A 17,962-nucleotide genomic window follows, 5' to 3' on the forward strand; every position below is an offset into this window, starting at 1 on the left:
AGGGACGTGTCCAGATTGAGACAAACGGTTACGCGGGCGTCATATTGGCGCCTCAGGTGAGCTGCCCGGCGACCCGTTTCTACTGGTGTTTCGGCACGTAATCGGCGCCGAGGACGACCGTGATGTCGGCCCCGGAATCGACGAAGTCCTGGGTCTGCTGAATGGGCGCGCCCGCCAGCTCCTGCGATACCGCGAGTGCCGCAGGCTCGTTCTTGGGGTCGCTGTAGTAGACCGTGGTCTTCTTCACATCTGTCGCGCTCGCGTTGGCCGGCGTGATGTGCGTCCAACCTGCTGCCTGCAGCGTCGTCGTGGCGTCCGCCGCGAGGCCTGACTTCACCGTGCCGTTCAGCACGATGAGGTTCAGCGCAGGGTTCACTACGGGGGTGATGGTCGGCGTGGGCGTCGGGGTGACGGACGGGGTTGCGGATGCCGTCCCACCTCCGAACGGCAGCTTCACGTTCAGGGTTCCGTTGATGGCGAAGATGCCGAGCGCGCCGAGGCCGACGATCACGACGACGGCGAGTGCACACCACGCGACCCAGATCCATCCATAGCCACGCGGACGCGGTGCCCGGTGCGCACCGATGCGCTCCAGGTCTTCCGGGACCTGGTCGAACCGATCGATCGGGAACTTCTCGGCCATGTGCGTAGGGTACGGATCCTTGGGTCAGGGCCGCGTCTGCGCCGGCCGAGGTTGTCGGTCTATATGGATGTTCAGAATCAGCCGGGCGGCCGAAGGCGCTCGGCACGAGCGGCAAGCCTCGCAGCGCGTACGCGCTGAAGTCTGCGCACCAGCATCGGGTCGTGCAAAAGTGCTGCCGGCGACTCGATCACGCGACCGAGCACTTGATAGTACCTGGCCGCGGAAAGACCGAACTGATCGCGGATGGCCTGCTCCTTGGCGCCTGCGTGCTTCCACCACCGCCGCTCGAATTCGAGCACCGCCAGATCCCGCTCGCTCAGCGGCGAGGCATCCTTATCGGTGGAGTCCGTATCAGCGGCGTCGGCAGCCGGGTCGTGCGCTGGCTCCGCTTCGCCCACCGTGCACCACCTTCCGCCGACGAGCGCCATTGTAGGGTCGCCCGTTCGTCCGACCGCGTTGCCATGCCGGGGGTCCTCGCCTCGCATCCGGAACAGTCACAGGGGTGCGCTCGTTACCCTTGGTGTGCGCGCGAAACAGGCGCGCCGAGGAAGGGAACGAGTGATGACGTACGCGGTCTCCAAGTCAGACGATCAGTGGCGGAAGGAGCTCAGCGACGAGCAGTACGCCGTGCTGCGCCAGGCTGCGACGGAGCGCCCATGGACGGGTGAGCTGCTCGACGAGAGCCGCGCTGGGGTGTACACGTGTGCCGCCTGCGGCGCCGAGCTGTTCAAGAGCGGAACGAAGTTCGACTCGGGATGCGGGTGGCCGAGCTTCTACGAGTCGGTACGGCCCGAAGCCGTCGAGCTGCTGGAGGACAACACGCTCGGCATGGTGCGCACCGAGGTGCGCTGCGCGAACTGCGGCTCCCACCTCGGGCACGTCTTCCCTGACGGATTCGGCACGCCGACCGGCGACCGTTACTGCATGAACTCCCTCTCGCTCGCGTTCTCCGCGGAGCCTGAGCAGAAGACCGACGCCTGAGGCCGTGTCGGCTCGGGAGGCGATCGCGACCAGACGGTCGCAATCAAGGGTGACGGATGCGGCGCCGACGCACGAGGAGATCCTCGCGCTCGTCGCCGCGGCCGGTCGCGTCGCCGACCACAGTTCGCTGCGCCCATGGCGTCTCATCGAGTTGCGCGGCGATGCAAGGGCGCGTCTTGGCGCGGCGATCGCCGAAGCCGAGAACAAGGACGAGCCTTCGACGAAGCCCATGCGGGCTCCCTTGCTCATAGCCGTCGTCGCCAGCAGGCGCGAAAGCGAGAAGGTGCCGGCGTGGGAGCAGGATGCCGTGGCATCCGGCGTCGCGCACATGCTGAGCCTTCTGCTCGACGAGGCCGGCTGGGGTGTCATGTGGCGCACCGGCCATTACACGCGTACCAAGGCAATCGCGAAGATGCATGGACTGCTGAAGCACGAACGCTTGCTCGGCTGGCTGTATGTCGGAGGCAAGCCCGACCGTGGCAACGGAAAGGGCGAGGGCGCACCCAAGCTCGTCGACCCGGAGGAATTCGTGAGCGTGCTCGACTGACGGGCGCTGACGTCATCAGGTCGAATGCCTAGAAGAGAGCCGACTGCGGGACTCGAACCCGCAACCTACGCTTTACAAGAGCGTTGCGCTACCAATTGCGCCAAGTCGGCCTGAGGGCGGTGCCCTCGACGCCCCATATTACTGGGCACTGCGAAGACGAGTCCGCGCCGCGGTCGTCTCCAGCCTCAGGCTCAGCCGTTGGTGGTCGCGGTCGGGCTGGGCGTCGACGTGGAGGTCGGCGTCGGCGTCGAGGTGGAGTACGTGTCGGCCTGCGCCTTCACGATGAATGCGCGGAACTCGTCCGGATCGGTCAGTGATCCGCGATACTCCTTGCCGTTGACGAGCACGAGCGGTGTGCCCTTCAGCTGCTTCACCGACGAGTTGGGGATGGGACCGGTGAGGGTGCGATCGAGGGCGTTCTGAGCCCAGGAGTTGAAGCGCCCGTCGTCGATGCACTTCGACACCGAGTCGTAGCTCTTCACACCTGCTCGTTTCACCAGCGACTTGATCTGCTGGTCGGTGAGCCCGGCCGTGTTCTCCTTCGGCTGGTTCTCGAACAACTGCCGGTTGAACGCCCAGAACGAGTTGGGCTCGTAGTTGGCGACGCACGCGGCCGCGTTGTCCGCTCGGAGCGAGTACTTGGTGCCAGCCGAGTGGCTGGCGAGCAACGGGATCGGGTGGATCTCTATCGTCGCCGCCCCACTGTCGACCAGCTTGCCGATCTGATCCGCGTTCGTGCGCTCGAACTCACCGCAGTAGGGGCAGAGGTAGTCGATGTACGTGACGATCGTGACCGCGCCGGCCGAGGCATCCGGCTTGCTGACCACGGGTTTGGCACCGGCGGCGGCCGCCTCGGTGCGCTCTGCCTTCATGCCCTTGCCGATCAGGATGCCGTCGCTCGCCATGTTCGACGGACCGTGCGACGGCGGGTGAATGGATGACACGATCACCACGGCGACGACGGCTGCGGCCGCTATGACCACCGCGATGATGCTGGACCTGACGACTGCCCTGCGACGACGCTCCTGCTTGCGGTGCTGCTCGCGCAGCTGGCGCGCCTTGTCGCGGGCCGCTGCGCGGCGTTCACCGGCAGCGGGGCGGCGTTCAAGATCGCCGTTGGTCATTCGATCTCACTTCGGATGTGGAACTGCATGGGGTCTTGGGGGCGGCACGCAGACGATGCGGCATGCGAACGCCTCGTCGATGCTAGAGCGGCACTCTGGGAAATGCCCAGACGAGGCCTGGAGACCACGCGTGTGCCGTCGGAGTGAACCCTGCATCCCCCCGGTCGGGGGCGATTCGCCGTCTGCATCCGTCTTGACGTAACATCGGTCCTGGTCATCGAGGACCGATGGCCATACATCCATCACAACGGATCGTCCGGCACGTACCTGCCGGTGAAGGAGAAACATCATGGCAACAGTCACGTTCGACGAGGCGACGCGAATCTATCCGGGTTCCACGCGTCCTGCCGTCGACAAGCTGAACCTCGACATCGCCGACGGCGAATTCCTCGTTCTGGTCGGCCCGTCCGGCTGTGGAAAGTCCACCTCGCTGCGCATGCTCGCCGGCCTCGAAGAGGTCAACGACGGCAACATCTTCATCGGTGAGCGCAACGTGACCGACGTTCCGCCGAAGGACCGCGACATCGCCATGGTGTTCCAGAACTACGCGCTCTACCCGCACATGACGGTGGCCGAGAACATGGGCTTCGCGCTCAAGATCGCGGGTGTGAAGAAGGAGGAGCGCGCGCAGCGTGTTCTCGAGGCCGCGAAGCTGCTCGACCTCGAGCCCTACCTCAACCGCAAGCCGAAGGCCCTCTCGGGTGGTCAGCGTCAGCGCGTCGCCATGGGTCGTGCCATCGTGCGTAGCCCGCAGGTGTTCCTCATGGACGAGCCGCTGTCGAACCTCGACGCCAAGCTGCGCGTTCAGACCCGCACCCAGATCGCCTCGCTCACCCGCCGCCTCGGCGTCACCACGGTCTACGTGACCCACGACCAGACCGAGGCGCTGACCATGGGCGACCGCATCGCGGTGCTCAAGGATGGCGTGCTGCAGCAGGTCGGAACCCCGCGCGAGCTCTACGCAGAGCCGAACAACGTCTTCGTCGCCGGCTTCATCGGCAGCCCGGCCATGAACCTGTTCTCGGCCGACGTCACCGAGGGCGGCATCCGCTTCGGAACCGCCGTCGTGCCGGTCGAGCGCGAGGTGCTGGCGAAGGCAGGCAAGCAGGTCACGATCGGTGTTCGCCCCGAGGACGTCGTCGTCTCGACGAGCGCCAGCAACGGCCTGACCGTTGCCGTCGACCTGGTCGAGGAGCTCGGCGCCGACGGTTACCTGTACGGCCACACCGAGGTCGACGAGAAGCGCGTCGACATCGTCGGCCGCGTCGACGGCCGCGTTCACCCGAACGCCGGTGAGACGGTCTACATCACGCCGAAGCCGGGCCACGTGCACGTCTTCGACGCCGAGAGCGGCGAGCGCCTCGGCGGCGCCGTGGTCGACTGACCCGCAGGCATCCTCATCATCGATCGCCCTCGGCCCGGGTTCCGCTCGGGCCGAGGGCGATTGCTTGTGCGCCACTAGGTTGGAAGTTATGGCTGGCTCCGTCAACATCACCGCGGCTACGGTCGACCCGGCTCTGCTCGACCTGTCGTGGAACCTGCCCTTGGACAAGTGGTCCAACGAGCACATCGCCTTCCTGCCCAAGGGCATCTCGAGGCACCTGGTGCGCTTCGCCAACCTCTCCGGCTACGTCATCGCCATCAAAGAGACGACCGGCGAAATGGCCAGACGCGAATACGACATGCTGCGCACCCTGCAGCGACTCGACGTTCCCTGCGTAGAGCCCGTCGCCGTGATCGAGGGCCGAACGGATGACTCGGGCAAGGCGCTCAAACCCGTTCTGGTGACCCGCCACCTCAAGTTCTCGCTTCCCTACCGCGCGCTGTACTCGCAGACCCTGCGTCCCGACACCGCGACCCGGCTCGTCGACGCGCTGGCGGTTCTGCTAGCGCGTCTCCACATGATCGGGTTCTTCTGGGGCGACGTCTCGCTCTCGAACACGCTCTTCCGAAGGGATGCCGGCGCTTTCGCCGCCTATCTGGTCGACGCCGAGACCGGGCAGCTCTACGAAGGCGGCCTCTCCAACGGCCAGCGCGAGAACGACCTGGAGATCGCGCGCATCAACATCGCAGGGGAGCTCATGGACATCCAAGCCGGCGGGCGGCTGGCAGAGGAGGTCGACCCGGTCGAGGTGTCCGGGGGAATCGTCGCCGCCTACCGGTCGCTGTGGAAGGAACTGACCGCGAGCGAGTCGTTCTCGGCATCCGAGCGGTGGCGCATCGCCGAGCGTGTGCGCAGGCTCAACGAGCTGGGCTTCGACATCGAGGAACTCGGGATCAGAACGGGCGAGGGTGGCGCAACCGTGCGCATCCAGCCCAAGGTCGTCGATGCGGGCCATCACCAGCGGCGTCTTCTTCGACTCACCGGCCTCGACACCGGAGAGAACCAGGCGAGGCGCCTGCTCAACGACCTGGACTCCTACGCCGCAACGGTCGCCAAGCCGGGCATGGACGAAGAGGCCCTCGCCCACGAGTGGCTGATCCGCGTATTCGAGCCCGTCGTGCGTGCCATTCCTGCGGATTTGCGCGGCAAGCTGGAGCCCGCAGAGGTGTTCCACCAGCTGCTCGACCATCGCTGGTTCATGTCGCAGGAAGAGGGGCGAGACGTGCCTCTCGCCGAGGCGCTCTCGTCGTACATCAACGACGTGCTGCGGCACAGGCGCGACGAGGCGACGGTGATCGCTCCGGTCACCGAGGCGTTCACGCTGCCCGTGCGGGTGCCGGGCGACGCGCAGGACGACGAGCCGGACGACGACGACTGGATGTCGAAGGTCTGATCCTGGCGGAGCCGGGCTTCATCCCACAGACGGCATTGCTTCCCAGCTGATGGTGCCGTCGGTCTGCCAGGTGACCGTGACGATGAGCGGGCGTCCGTCGGTGTCTCGCACGGCATCCTTACTCAGCGACAGGCCGTGGTCGGCGATGCCCTCTTCCGTCGCGCACGTCTCGGCGGCTCGTTGTGGCCCGGCGACGGCCACCAGGCAGTACAGACCGTCGAGACGCTTCGCCGCGTAGATGGTGCTGCTGCCCTCCAGTCCCACTCCGAGGGCGACCTCGTGGAACGAGGTCGCCACGAAACCGGCAGTGACGGCTGCCGGCAGGTTGTCGACACGCGGTGCGGTGCGGAAGAACTCCTCGATGGCCGGTCCCGGCAGCGGCTGGTAGGTGTCCGCGTTCGGCATCGACGTCTGCGTGCTCGCCGCGGCCGGCGCCGCGGGCGGCTGCATCCCCCGGAGCACGGCCGTCGAGATGCCTGCGGCAACCAGCACACCGAGCACGAAGGCGCCTGCACCGACGACCGCTGGCGGGATGCGCCGCAGTCGTGCCCGACCTCGAGTGTCGTCGCGTGCGCGCTCGTCGTCGAACTCGTCGTCGTCTGCGGCGTCCTGCGCGTCATCTACGCCGTCGCCACGCGCGGTCTGTCCGGTTCCGTCCTCGCGCGAGGCTCCTGCGCTGGGCGGAGCCGACCGGACGTGCAGCCTGTCGTACTCGGCGAGCGCCCATGCGCTCGGCGTCATGCGCACCGTGTCGCCGGTGAGGGGATCGACATAATCCCGCGGCTGCTCGGCAGCGCCCTCGCGCGAATACAAGCGCTCGAGGAGCCGTCGTCGATCATCCATGATCCTGCAACCTTTCGCGAGGTCGCATCAAGGCTATGTCGCCTGCCCCGCCGCGGCGCCGCACCGAGTCAGCGCTGCTCGGGCGCCTGAGACCGCCGCTTGGCTATCTCGTACAGGGCGACTCCCGCCGCGATCCCGGCGTTGAGCGATTCGGTCGCGGCCGAGATGGGGATCGAGACGATGGCGTCGCACGTCTCGCTGACCAGGCGGGAGAGACCCTTGCCCTCGCTTCCGACGACGATCACGACTCCCCTGTCAGCCAGCTCGAGGTCGTGGAGCGAGAGGTCGCCATCGCCTGCGAGGCCGAGCACGAAGAGGCCGCGCTTCTGCAGGCCCTTCAGGGTTTGGGTGAGGTTGGGCGCCATGGAGACCGGAGTGCGGGCGGCCGCACCTGCCGACGTCTTCCACGCCGACGCGGTCACGCCGACAGAGCGACGCTGCGGAACGATCACGGTCTGGCCGCCGAAGGCCGCCGTCGAGCGGATGATCGCGCCGAGGTTGCGGGGATCCGTCACGCCGTCGAGCGCCACGAACAAGGGCACGCGGCCGCTGGCGAGCACCTGATCGAGCACGTCGTCTACCTGGCTGTACTCGTAAGGCGGAACCTTGAGTGCGACTCCCTGGTGCACCGCGTCTTTGCCGGCCAAGCGGTCGATCTCGGGGCGCATCACCTCGAGCACGGGGATACCGCGCTTCGTCGCCGTGCTCAGGATCTCCTTCACGCGATCGTCGAACTCCATGCGCGAGGCAACGTACAGCGTGGTCGCCGGAATGCGAGCGCGAAGGGCCTCGAGCACCGAGTTGCGACCGGTGACGATCTCCGAGTCATCCGACGTGGACCTTCGCGCAGCGGTGCCCGAGCCTGTGTTCGAGCGCTGCCCGCCTTTGCCCGCCTTTGCCGCTGCACGCTCTGCGAGTGCCTTGCGCTTCGCGGCCGGGTGGTACTCGCGCTCCTCCGCCTTGGGGGTCGGCCCCCTGCCCTCGAGCGCCTTACGGCCGTGGCCGCCCGTGCCCTTCGTGGGGCCCTTCTTGGATTTGCGCACGGCTCCCGCGCGCGGCTTATTCGCCATCGATACTCCAATGTGCACCCGTCGGGGTGTCCTCGATCGTGATGCCCGCCTCGGCCAGTTCCGAGCGGATGCGGTCGGCAAGGGCGAAGTCGCGCGTCTGCCTGGCTGCCTGTCTGTCGGCGAGGAGTCTACGCAGCAGAGCATCGAGCGCACTGCGCGCGGGCGCGTCTGTGCGCATCCGCCACTGGTGGGCAAGCGGATTGATGCCCAGCACTTCGGTCATGGCTTCGACCTGGCCGCGGGCGATCGCCGCGCTGCCGAGGTCCTCGCTGTCGAGCGCCTGGTTCCCGGCCCGCACGGTGTCGTGCAACACGCCCAGTGCCTGAGGAACGCCGAAGTCGTCGTCCATCGCCTCGGCGAATTCCGCCGGGATCACCTCGGCCCCGGTCGTCGCGAACCTCGTGCCTGCCAGCCGACGGTCCACGCGTTCCAGGAAGCCGGAGATGCGCTCCAGAGCAGCCTCAGCCTCCCCAAGCGAACCCTCAGTGAAATCGATGGTGGAGCGATAGTGCGCGGCGCCCAGGTAGTAGCGCAGCACGAGTGGCCGAGCTGCTCCCAGAAGCTCAGCGGCGTACACCGAGTTGCCCAGCGACTTCGACATCTTCTGCCCACCGACGTTCACGAGGCCGTTGTGCACCCAGTAGCGCGCGAACGCATCGCCTGCGGCGGTTGACTGCGCCAACTCGTTCTCGTGGTGCGGGAACCGGAGGTCGAGTCCGCCTCCGTGGATGTCGAACTCGGTGCCGAGATAGTGCGACGACATCGCGGAGCACTCGATGTGCCAGCCAGGGCGCCCCGGCCCCCACGGGCTGTCCCACGTCGCCGATTCGGGCTCGTCGGACTTGCGTCCCTTCCACAGGGCGAAGTCGCGGGGATCGCGCTTGGCGCGCGGGTCGGCATCCGTCGCCGCCTCCATGGCGTCGATGCTCTGCCTCGTCAGCTCTCCGTACGCCGGCCAGCTGCGCACATCGAAATAGACGTCGCCCGACCCGTCGTCCGCCGGGTAAGCGTGCCCGGCGTCGATCAGGCGCGCGATGATCGACTGCATCTGCGGAATGCTCGCCGTCGCCCTCGGCTCGTAGGTGGGCGGCTGGATGCCGAGCGCGGCATATGCGTCGGTGAACTCCCGCTCCGAGCGGTAGGCGAGCGCCCACCACTGCTCCGGGCTGCCGGAGGCCTGCGCCTGCGCCGCGTTGACGAGCACCTTGTCGTCGATGTCGGTCACGTTGCGCACGAGGGTCACGTCGTAGCCCCGGTAGTTGAACCAGCGGCGCATCTGGTCGTACACGAGCGCCGAGCGCAGGTGCCCGATGTGGGGTGATGACTGCACCGTCGGGCCGCACACGTAGATTCCGACCCTGCCGTCGACGAGCGGAACGAAGTCGCGCAACCGTGCGGCGCGCGTGTCGTACAGTCGGATTCCCACGCGACCTAGCCTAGTTGCGGGTCAGACACCACCAGCGCCGTCGCCATGGCTGTTACGCCCTCGCCACGTCCGGTGAATCCGAGGCCGTCGGTCGTGGTCGCCGACACCGAGACCGGGGCCCCGAGGATGCCGCTCAGCACCCGCTCCGCCTCCTCGCGTCGACCCGAGAACCTTGGCCGGTTTCCGATCAGCTGAACGCTCACGTTGCCGATGCGGAGCCCCGCCTCAGCGAGCCGCTCCCGGGTCGCCGTCAGGAACACCTCGCCGCGGGCACCGGCGAAGCGCGGGTCGTCCGTGCCGAAGAGCGAACCGATGTCGCCGAGTCCGGCCGCAGACAGCAGCGCGTCCACGATGGCGTGCGCAACCGCGTCGCCGTCGCTGTGGCCGGCCAGCGCTCGTTCGCCCGGCCAGTGCAGGCCCGCGAGCCACAGTTCGCCGTCGCCGCCGAACGCGTGGGTGTCGGTGCCCAGCCCGATGAGCGGAACAGCGGGCACCGGTCCGAAGAGTTGCTCGGCTCTCGCGAGGTCTGCAGGGGTCGTGACCTTGAACGCGAGCGCGTCCCCGGGCACGACCCGCACAGGATGACCGATGGCGGCGACCAGGGCGGCGTCGTCGGTCGCCTCGTGTGTCGCCGCACGGTACGCGGCGACGAGGATGTCGCGCGGGAACCCCTGAGGCGTCTGCACGGCGACGAGCTCGGAGCGGTCGACGGTATCGGTGACGTGAGAGGCGGCATCCGTGCGCTTGATGGTGTCGCTCACGGGCAGGCCGGGAATCACGCCCTCCCCTGTGGCCTCGACCGCCGCGACGACAGCGTCGAACTGATCGGAGGGCGTGAATGCGCGTGCAGCGTCGTGCACCAGCACGACCCGAACGTCGTCGCCGAGCACGGCGAGGCCGGCTTCGACGGATGCCTGCCTGCTCTCGCCTCCCGCAACCACTGCCACATTCGGATCGAGCGGATCGAGGAGTGCCTGCACGTCTCGCGTCCTGCTTGTCGGCACCACGAGGATCAACTGCGCAGGCGAACGCATGCCCGAAACGGCATGCACCGCGTGCTCGAGCAGGGTGAGCCCCGCAACGGAGACGAACGCCTTCGGAACGCCAGCACCCAGTCGGGTGCCAGACCCTGCTGCGACCACGATGACCGCGACGCGCGACGAAGATGCGCTCATGCCGACGAGCGTACTGGCCGGGGTGCCGGCAGGACTACGACGCGAGAACCTCGTCGAGCACGCTGGATGCCTGCTCCTCGTCGGTCTTCTCGGCGAGCGCCAGCTCGGAGATGAGGATCTGGCGTGCCTTGGCGAGCATGCGCTTCTCGCCTGCCGAAAGCCCACGGTCCTGATCGCGACGCCAGAGATCACGCACGACCTCGGAGACCTTGATCACGTCACCGGAGGCGAGCTTCTCGAGGTTCGCCTTGTACCGGCGCGACCAGTTGGTCGGCTCTTCGGTGAACTGCGCCCGCAGCACCTCGAAGACCTTGTCGAGACCCTCTTTGCCGATGACGTCGCGCACGCCGACGAGGTCGACATTCTCGGCGGGCACCTCGATGGTCAGATCGCCTTGGGTTACGTTGAGCTTGAGGTAGACCTTCTCTTCACCCTTGATGATTCTCTTCTTGACCTCGGTGATTGTTGCGGCACCGTGGTGGGGGTAAACGACAGTCTCGCCGACCTCGAAAAGCATAGATAGCAGTCCCTTCAGCAACGTCTAGGATACCACAGCGGTGCCGTGCTATCCTCTGGCCTCCCGCGGCCGGACGGCCGCTATGCGATAGGCTCGGAAGGCGCTTCGAGGTGTTCGTAACAGGCCGATCCGGCCGGCCCGGCGCCACTTGGAGGATCTGAAGTGAAGGCGCGTGTCGCGGCATCCATCGTTCTCGCTCTCGGTCTCACTGCAGGCATGTCCGGCTGCACTCTGCTGACGCCCCAGGACACCCTGTACATCAAGGAGTCGGCGCACGGCGTGAACGGAACGGTCGGCAAGATCGACATCCGCAACGCGGTCATCATCTCCGACTCCAAGGGCACGGTCGGCAACCTCGTCGTCACCTTCGTCAACAACGAGGACAAGGCGCACTACCTGTCGGTGCAGCACGGCTCGAAGACGCTCTCGGTCGCGATCCCGGCATACGGCGTGAAGAAGGTCGGCCGCGACGGAGCAACCCGGGTGCAGTTCGACAGCCTCGACGCCAAGCCCGGCTCCCTGACCGATGTGTACTTCAACTATGCCGGCGTCACGGGCACGCAGTTGCAGGTTCCCGTGCTCAGCTCGACGTTCCCCGGCTACGAGGACTACGCGCCGAGCAAGTGACGCAGCCGGCGCGGCCGCCCGCCGCGCCTCAAGTGCGTCCCCGGCTCAGCTGTCTTCGAAGCGATAGCCGAGGCCGCGAACGGTGACGAGCATCCTCGGGTCCGAGGGGTTCGGCTCGATACGCGACCGGATGCGCTTGATGTGCACGTCGAGGGTCTTCGTGTCGCCGAAGTAGTCGCTCCCCCACACCCTGTCGATGAGCTGGCCGCGCGTGAGCACCCGCCCCGCGTTGCGCAGCAACAGCTCCAGCAGCTCGAATTCCTTCAGCGGCATGGGCGTCTCGACACCGTCGACGGAGACGGTGTGACGGTCGACATCCATGCGCACGCTGCCCGCCTCGAGGATGCCGTCGTCGAACTCCGCGTCGTCGGTGCGGCGGCGCAGCACAGCACGCATGCGCGCCAGCAGCTCGCGCGTCGAGTACGGCTTCGTCACGTAGTCGTCGGCGCCGAGCTCGAGCCCCACGACGATGTCCACCTCGGAGTCCTTTGCCGTGAGCATGATGATCGGAACGTTCGAGCGCGTCCGCAGCTGCTTGCACACCTCCGTGCCAGACATGCCGGGCAGCATGAGGTCGAGCAGCACGAGATCGGCGCCCTCGCGGTCGAACTCCGCCAGCGCACCTGGCCCGTTGTCTGCGACGGACACCTCGTATCCCTCACGGCGCAGCAGGAACGCGAGCGGCTCGCTCAGCGACTCCTCGTCTTCCACCAACAGGATGCGGGTCATGTCGTTCGTTCTCCTTGGTTGATCTGCGTCCGGGCGGACGGCTCGGGCGAGAGGTGCTCGGCCTCAGGCAGCCGGATGGTGAAAGTGGAACCGTGGCCTGGTTGCGACCACACCCGCACTTCCCCGCCATGGTTCTGCACGGCGTGCTTGACGATCGCGAGACCGAGCCCGGTTCCCCCCGTGGAGCGTGAGCGCGCCTGGTCAACGCGGTAGAAGCGCTCGAAGACCCGGTCGAGGTCCTCGGGAGGGATGCCCGGCCCCTGGTCGGTGACCGCGATCTCGACCACCCCGTCGCGGAGCCTTGTGCCGATTCCGACGCGCGTCTTGTCCGGCGAGTAGCGCACGGCGTTCGAGATGAGGTTGTGCACCGCAGTGACGAGCAGATTCTCGTCACCGAAGACCACAGCATGCGAATGCCTGCCAACGGCGAGCTCGATCTCGCGCGACTCCGCGAGAACCCGGTTCTGGTCCACGGCGCTCGCCACCACGTGATCGATCGACACCCGTTCGGCGTGCGGCACGATCTCGGCCGCCTGCAGCCTGGACAGGTCGATGATGTCCTGGGTGAGCCGTCCGAGGCGTCCGGCCTCTGCCGTGAGGCGCGACGCGAAATGCCGCACCTGCTCCTGGTCGTCCGGCGCACTGGCGAGCGCTTCGGCGAGCACGCTGATCGCACCGATCGGGGTCTTCAGCTCGTGGCTGATGTTGGCGACGAAGTCGCGTCGCACCTGCTCGAGCCGCACGGACTCGGTGCGGTCGTCGGCGAGCAGCAGGATGTAGCGGGAGCCGAGGCGCGCGACGCGCACTGTCAGCTGCACCGTGGCATCCCCGAGGTTGCTGCGCGCCAGTTCAAGGTCTTCGGCCACGGGCTCGCCGCTTCGTCGCACCTCGTCGACGAGCTCGACGAGCCGCGGCTGGCTGAGCGCCGCGTTCCACACCAGCCCAAGGCCGTACGCCCCTGCGGACGCTCGCACCACGTTGTTGCTCGGATCCACGACGATTCCCGCGGTGGGCAATGCCTCGAGCACCTGGTCGACGCCGTCGGGAACCGTCGGACTGACGATCTGGGTGGCGCGATGGCTGCGGGATGCCGCCGAATGCAGCAGCCACACGAATCCGGCCCCGACCACGAGGCCGAGTGCCAGAGACAGCAGCACCAACCAGGTGGAGTCCATAGCCTCAGGCTAGCGGCGCTGCCGGAGCGCTCTCGGTCCGTATGCCCTCGCGGGGGTAGCGCTTACCGCAATGTTCGGGCATGCGACACCGACCGTTAACCTGGCACCTGGAGCATGGCGGGCGGACCGGATCGACCGGTCGTTCAGCGTGCCGCCGGGAGAGACAATGCGCGACGTATTCCAGCACGAGATGAGAGAGGTGCAGGATCGCCTCGTCGAGATCGCCGAGCTCGTCGTCGTCTCCATCCGCAACGCGACGAAGGCCTTCAACGAGGGCGATGTCACGCTCGCCGAGACCGTCATCCAGAACGATCAGCGCATCGACGCGCTCACCGTCGTTCTCGACGAGCTCTCGATCCAGATCCTCGCAAGGCAGAACCCGGTCGCCCGCGACCTCCGCATCGTCGTGAGCGCTCTGCGCATCAGCGCGTCGCTTGAGCGCATGGGCGACATGGCCGAGCACATCGCGCAGCTGGCCAGGTACCGGTTCCCTGACAAGGTGGTGCCGAAGAGCCTGCGCGGTACGTTCGCCGAGATGGGCCGTCTTGACGTGCTCATCGCCGAGCGGCTCGTCGAGCTGCTGCGCACCCAGGATCCGCGCGTCGCCGACGAGATCCGCAATCAAGACGACGAGGTCGACGAGCTCCACGTGAGCGTGTTCGACAAGGTGCTCGGCGAGACGTGGAAGGGCGAGGCCGTCGACACGGTCGACGCAACGCTCGCGTCCCGTTACCATGAGCGGTTCGCCGACCACGCGGTGTCGATCGCGAAGAAGGTTCAGTACCTCGTCACGGGCGACTGGGTGCCAGAGGCGTCCTGACCGACGCCTCCAGCGCTACTTCGCGCCCTGTGCAGCCACCGCTGCAGCACCTGCGGCCGCTGCCTCCGGGTCGAGGTACTCGCCAGGGGCGACCGGCATGAAGTCCTCGCCCAGCCGGTAGACCAGCGGAATGCCGGTGGGGATGTTCAGCTCGGCGATGTCGTCGTCGCTGATGCCGTCGAGGTGCTTCACGAGCGCGCGAAGCGAGTTGCCGTGCGCGGTGACGAGCACGGTCTTGCCTGCTACGAGATCGGGCACGATATCCGATCGCCAGTACGGCAGCATGCGCGCTATGACGTCCTTCAGGCACTCGGTGCGCGGCAGTTCGTCGTCCGTCAGGTCGGCGTAACGCGGGTCGCCGGCCTGCGACCACTCGGCATCGTCGGCCAGCAGCGGCGGCGGCACGTCGAACGAGCGGCGCCAGAGCATGAACTGCTCGTCGCCGTACTTCTCCTTGGTCTCCGCCTTGTCCAGGCCCTGCAGCGCCCCGTAGTGGCGCTCGTTGAGCCGCCACGAGCGACGCACCGGAACCCACAACCGGTCCGCCGACTCGAGTGCGAGGTTCGCCGTCTGAATGGCCCTGGTCAGCACGGAGGTGTGCAGCACATCCGGCAGCAGGTCGGAGGATGCCAGCAGCTCACCCGCGTGCGCGGCCTCGGTGCGCCCCTTGTCGCTGAGCCGCACGTCGACCCAGCCGGTGAAGAGGTTCTTCTGGTTCCACTCGCTCTCGCCATGGCGCAGCAGTATCAGGGTGTAGGGAGCAGGCATGCCTCAAGAATAGTGGCGCGAAACACGGGCAGAAGCACGCGAGCATCGATACTGGGTCGGTGAACCGACCTGCCAGAACACGCACCATCGGCACCGTCACACGCGGCACGACGAACACCAACCGGCTACGTCGGGTCGATCGCTGGATCGCCGCCCAACCGGCGCTTCGCGGCGCGCGGGACCCGTTGGTCGTCGACCTCGGCTACGGCGCGAGCGGCGTCACGGTGTTCGAGCTCGAAAGCAGGCTGCGCCGCGCAAGGCGGCACACCCGGCACGGCCGGGTGCGCGTGCTCGGACTGGAGATCGATCCGGACCGGGCGGAGCGGGCATCCGCTCAGTTGAAGGACGTGCGGGACGGCGTCACCCAGTTCCGCTCCGACGCGCACGTGTCGTTCGCCCGCGGCGGTTTCGAGGTGCCGACGCCGCGCGGCGAGCCGGCGACGGTCATCCGTGCGTTCAACGTGCTTCGGCAGTACGACGAGTCAGAGGTGCTGGATGCCTGGCGGCTGATGAGCGCGCGGCTGCGGCCGGGCGGCTTCGTGGTCGAAGGCACGTGCGACGAACTCGGGCGGGTGTGCAGCTGGGTGACGTTGTCGCCGGATGGCCCCGTCACGTTGACGGTGTCGCTGCGGCTGCGAGAACTCGAGCGCCCGTCGATCGTGGCTGAGCGGTTGCCGAAGGCGCTGATCCACCGGAATGTGCCTGGCGAGCGGGTGCACGGGTTCCTGTCGGCTCTGGATGCCGCATGGTCGCACTCCGCTGCGCTGTCCCCATACGGTCCGGTTCAGCGATGGATCGGCACGATCGAGCACATGCGCGACGACTGCTGGCCGGGCGGCGGCTGGCGCGTCCTGGGCGATCGCAGCAGATGGCGCCTCGGCGAGGTCAGTCTTCCGTGGAGTCACGTGGCGCCCGGGTGACGGCGCCAAGACGTGGAATGCGCGGCACATGGGCCTCGGCGCCCGCGTCGGTCGGAACGATGGTCTCCTGTGCGGCCGCGACGTCGCCGTACGCGGTCGCGACGACGAGGTCGATGGACGCGTCGGTGGAGCGTTTGACGACGGCCAGCGCTATCGGCCCGAGCTCGTGATGCACCGCGGACGAGGTGACGCGCCCCACGACGGAGTCACCCGCGCGGACTTCTGACCCCGCCAGCACCTGGATGCCCTCCGAACCATCGAGGTGCAGGAAGACGAGCCTGCGCGGCGGGTGTCCCAGATTGTGCACCTTCGCGACCGTCTCCTGCCCTCGGTAGCAGCCCTTGTTGAGGTGCACGGCTGTGCGCAACCAGTCGAGTTCGTGCGGGATGGTTCGTTCGTCGACCTCGGCGCCCAGGCGGGGCCGCCACGCGGCCACACGCAGAGCCTCGGCCGCCAGAGTGCCTGCGACGGAGAGGTCTCCCGATGCGGCCTTGGCGGCAAGGGCCGGCAGCTGTTCGCGCGGGACCAGCGTCTCGACCCAGTGGAATCCGGCGCCGGGATGCTCGTGCGCGGCCGCGTCGATCCCCGCTCGGGCGTACTGATGCCCGCCGGCCACGACAGCCGGCCACGGATCGTGCCAGACGAGGCGGATGCCGCCTGCCGAGGCGGCAGCCGAGCTCACGGCATCCGTCTCTCCGATGGTGCCGACGGTTGCGTACTCGCCCGTACGATCGACCGGCTCCACGCGCAGAATGAACCGCATCTTCTGCAGGAAGTCGAGCACGGCATCGGTGTCGGAGCGCTCGACGAGCAGCCACGCCGACTCGCCGTCGTCGACGACGTGCAGGGCATGCTCGATGTGGCCGGCCGGATCGAGCAGAAGCGCCTCGGCGGATTCGCCCGGCTGGAGTGTGCGGAGGGACTGGCTCGTCATGGAGTCGAGCCAGCTCAACCGGTCGGGACCCGTGATCGAGATGACGCCGCGTGTCGAGAGGTCGACGACGGCACCGGCCTCCAACGCGCGTTGCTCCGTGAGCGGGTTGCCGTAGTGGGCGGCAACGCCCGGATCGGCCGCGTCGTCGGCAGCCGCGACGGCTCCTTGAAGAGCTAGGAAGGGCGATGCGTTCACTCGGGGACCGCCTCATCAGTGCCGGCGAGGTCGGTGCGGGCCAGGCGGGCTGAGGCGTGCGTGCGCAGCTCCTGGCCGAGCGCCGCGATGTCCCATGCCCAGAGCAGGTGCGACTCCACGAGGCCGTACAGCCGAGTGGCCGCTGAGTAGTCCTTCGCGCCGGACGTGCGAAGCACGGCATCCGTCGCCAGGTCGATGCGCGGGCCGTTCACCTGTCCGACGTAGAGCTCGGAGATGCCATCGGGATGCAGGATCTGCGCCTCGATCTCGAAGCCGCCAGAGGAGCTGCGCAGCGTCTCGACGGACTGGGCCGTGCCGAACGGCCTGATATCAGCGCCGGGCAGGAGGCCGGGGCCGGCATCCTCGGGAAGAAGGGTGCGGCTGAGCCGCCAATAGCCCGACTCCGCCGACAGCGGTGTCTGTTGTTCGTCGAGCAGCCAGGTGAAGGAGTTGTAGGCCAACGCGGGGAGCCCTTCGTGCCTGAAGCTGATGCGCTGCCCGAACTCCCGCTGGACGTGTCCGTCGCCGGTCTCGTAGTCGAGCACACCAGTGCCCTCCCAGACGCCGAGCAGCCAGGAGAGCGGAACGAGCTCAGCGGGGAGCCCTTCTGGGATGGAGATCAGCGCTGGCCCCTGAACAGGTTGTAGACGACGAGGACCGAGACGCCGGCGATCGCCAGCACTGCAAGCGA

20 protein-coding genes and 1 tRNA gene are annotated in these 17,962 nt (G+C 67.6%); 7 read left to right on the plus strand and 14 right to left on the minus strand.

Going from position 1 to position 17,962, the window contains the following annotated elements; all coding sequences use genetic code 11:
• Positions 1–79: 79 nt before the first annotated feature.
• Both ACO2Q7_RS06260 and ACO2Q7_RS06265 read right to left on the minus strand, forming a co-directional pair.
• On the minus strand, positions 80–643 hold the full coding sequence (locus ACO2Q7_RS06260) for a LytR C-terminal domain-containing protein (RefSeq protein WP_423354749.1): 564 nt from the start codon (positions 641–643) through the stop codon (positions 80–82).
• Between the two features lie 77 nt (positions 644–720).
• On the minus strand, positions 721–1,041 hold the full coding sequence (locus tag ACO2Q7_RS06265; RefSeq protein ID WP_423354750.1) for a DUF3263 domain-containing protein: 321 nt from the start codon (positions 1,039–1,041) through the stop codon (positions 721–723).
• A 163-nt stretch (positions 1,042–1,204) separates the two neighbouring features.
• Between ACO2Q7_RS06265 and msrB the strand changes: the two genes are divergently transcribed.
• Both msrB and ACO2Q7_RS06275 read left to right on the plus strand, forming a co-directional pair.
• Positions 1,205–1,624 (plus strand): peptide-methionine (R)-S-oxide reductase MsrB, encoded by a 420-nt coding sequence (gene msrB, locus ACO2Q7_RS06270; protein WP_423354751.1) that lies wholly within the window; start codon positions 1,205–1,207, stop codon positions 1,622–1,624.
• A 4-nt stretch (positions 1,625–1,628) separates the two neighbouring features.
• A complete protein-coding gene (locus ACO2Q7_RS06275; protein ID WP_423354752.1) occupies positions 1,629–2,171 on the plus strand; it encodes a nitroreductase family protein in 543 nt (180 codons plus the stop codon).
• 37 nt (positions 2,172–2,208) lie between these two features.
• On the opposite strand, the gene ACO2Q7_RS06280 is transcribed toward ACO2Q7_RS06275, so the two are convergent.
• Positions 2,209–2,281: transfer RNA gene (locus tag ACO2Q7_RS06280), tRNA-Thr, on the minus strand.
• A gap of 81 nt (positions 2,282–2,362) precedes the next feature.
• Positions 2,363–3,295, minus strand: coding sequence for a DsbA family protein (locus ACO2Q7_RS06285; RefSeq protein ID WP_423354753.1), 933 nt, complete (start codon positions 3,293–3,295; stop codon positions 2,363–2,365).
• A 289-nt stretch (positions 3,296–3,584) separates the two neighbouring features.
• Between ACO2Q7_RS06285 and ACO2Q7_RS06290 the strand changes: the two genes are divergently transcribed.
• Both ACO2Q7_RS06290 and ACO2Q7_RS06295 read left to right on the plus strand, forming a co-directional pair.
• Positions 3,585–4,679: an ABC transporter ATP-binding protein gene (locus ACO2Q7_RS06290; protein WP_423354754.1), complete on the plus strand. Its 1,095-nt coding sequence runs from the start codon at positions 3,585–3,587 to the stop codon at positions 4,677–4,679.
• An 88-nt stretch (positions 4,680–4,767) separates the two neighbouring features.
• A complete protein-coding gene (locus ACO2Q7_RS06295; protein ID WP_423354755.1) occupies positions 4,768–6,072 on the plus strand; it encodes a DUF4032 domain-containing protein in 1,305 nt (434 codons plus the stop codon).
• Between the two features lie 18 nt (positions 6,073–6,090).
• Here ACO2Q7_RS06295 and ACO2Q7_RS06300 read toward each other — a convergent pair whose 3' ends face one another.
• The 5 genes from ACO2Q7_RS06300 to ACO2Q7_RS06320 all read right to left on the minus strand — a co-directional run bounded on the left by ACO2Q7_RS06300 (position 6,091) and on the right by ACO2Q7_RS06320 (position 11,103).
• On the minus strand, positions 6,091–6,915 hold the full coding sequence (locus ACO2Q7_RS06300; RefSeq protein WP_423354756.1) for a hypothetical protein: 825 nt from the start codon (positions 6,913–6,915) through the stop codon (positions 6,091–6,093).
• Between the two features lie 68 nt (positions 6,916–6,983).
• A complete protein-coding gene (gene rlmB, locus ACO2Q7_RS06305) occupies positions 6,984–7,985 on the minus strand; it encodes a 23S rRNA (guanosine(2251)-2'-O)-methyltransferase RlmB (RefSeq protein WP_423354757.1) in 1,002 nt (333 codons plus the stop codon).
• Positions 7,975–9,411 carry a cysteine--tRNA ligase gene (gene cysS / locus ACO2Q7_RS06310; RefSeq protein WP_423354758.1) on the minus strand — a complete coding sequence of 479 codons (1,437 nt, stop codon included), beginning with the start codon at positions 9,409–9,411 and terminating at the stop codon, positions 7,975–7,977. The genes rlmB and cysS overlap by 11 nt, the downstream gene beginning before the upstream one ends.
• A gap of 5 nt (positions 9,412–9,416) precedes the next feature.
• Positions 9,417–10,586, minus strand: coding sequence for a 2-C-methyl-D-erythritol 4-phosphate cytidylyltransferase (gene ispD, locus ACO2Q7_RS06315; RefSeq protein ID WP_423354759.1), 1,170 nt, complete (start codon positions 10,584–10,586; stop codon positions 9,417–9,419).
• 34 nt (positions 10,587–10,620) lie between these two features.
• Positions 10,621–11,103, minus strand: coding sequence for a CarD family transcriptional regulator (locus ACO2Q7_RS06320; protein ID WP_170024789.1), 483 nt, complete (start codon positions 11,101–11,103; stop codon positions 10,621–10,623).
• A gap of 162 nt (positions 11,104–11,265) precedes the next feature.
• Between ACO2Q7_RS06320 and ACO2Q7_RS06325 the strand changes: the two genes are divergently transcribed.
• A complete protein-coding gene (locus tag ACO2Q7_RS06325) occupies positions 11,266–11,730 on the plus strand; it encodes a hypothetical protein (RefSeq protein WP_423354760.1) in 465 nt (154 codons plus the stop codon).
• A gap of 45 nt (positions 11,731–11,775) precedes the next feature.
• Here ACO2Q7_RS06325 and ACO2Q7_RS06330 read toward each other — a convergent pair whose 3' ends face one another.
• Complete coding sequence (locus tag ACO2Q7_RS06330; protein ID WP_423354761.1) at positions 11,776–12,459, minus strand: response regulator; 684 nt, start codon at positions 12,457–12,459, stop codon at positions 11,776–11,778.
• Complete coding sequence (locus ACO2Q7_RS06335) at positions 12,456–13,634, minus strand: sensor histidine kinase (RefSeq protein WP_423354762.1); 1,179 nt, start codon at positions 13,632–13,634, stop codon at positions 12,456–12,458. The genes ACO2Q7_RS06330 and ACO2Q7_RS06335 overlap by 4 nt, the downstream gene beginning before the upstream one ends.
• Positions 13,635–13,800: 166 nt before the next feature.
• Here ACO2Q7_RS06335 and phoU point away from each other — a divergent pair, with 166 nt between their 5' ends.
• Positions 13,801–14,454, plus strand: coding sequence for a phosphate signaling complex protein PhoU (gene phoU / locus ACO2Q7_RS06340; RefSeq protein ID WP_423354763.1), 654 nt, complete (start codon positions 13,801–13,803; stop codon positions 14,452–14,454).
• Between the two features lie 15 nt (positions 14,455–14,469).
• On the opposite strand, the gene ACO2Q7_RS06345 is transcribed toward phoU, so the two are convergent.
• Positions 14,470–15,222, minus strand: a complete 753-nt coding sequence (locus tag ACO2Q7_RS06345) for a phosphoglyceromutase (protein WP_423354764.1) — start codon at positions 15,220–15,222, stop codon at positions 14,470–14,472.
• A gap of 59 nt (positions 15,223–15,281) precedes the next feature.
• Between ACO2Q7_RS06345 and ACO2Q7_RS06350 the strand changes: the two genes are divergently transcribed.
• Complete coding sequence (locus tag ACO2Q7_RS06350; RefSeq protein ID WP_423354765.1) at positions 15,282–16,142, plus strand: class I SAM-dependent methyltransferase; 861 nt, start codon at positions 15,282–15,284, stop codon at positions 16,140–16,142.
• On the opposite strand, the gene ACO2Q7_RS06355 is transcribed toward ACO2Q7_RS06350, so the two are convergent.
• Complete coding sequence (locus tag ACO2Q7_RS06355; RefSeq protein WP_423354766.1) at positions 16,108–17,271, minus strand: YgfZ/GcvT domain-containing protein; 1,164 nt, start codon at positions 17,269–17,271, stop codon at positions 16,108–16,110. The genes ACO2Q7_RS06350 and ACO2Q7_RS06355 overlap by 35 nt on opposite strands.
• Positions 17,268–17,894 (minus strand): FABP family protein, encoded by a 627-nt coding sequence (locus tag ACO2Q7_RS06360; RefSeq protein ID WP_423355981.1) that lies wholly within the window; start codon positions 17,892–17,894, stop codon positions 17,268–17,270. The genes ACO2Q7_RS06355 and ACO2Q7_RS06360 overlap by 4 nt, the downstream gene beginning before the upstream one ends.
• Between the last annotated feature and the right edge of the window lie 68 nt (positions 17,895–17,962).

The sequence above is a fragment of the Rathayibacter sp. KR2-224 genome (genome assembly GCF_049446075.1).
In the GTDB taxonomy this organism is placed as follows: Bacteria; Actinomycetota; Actinomycetes; order Actinomycetales; family Microbacteriaceae; genus Humibacter.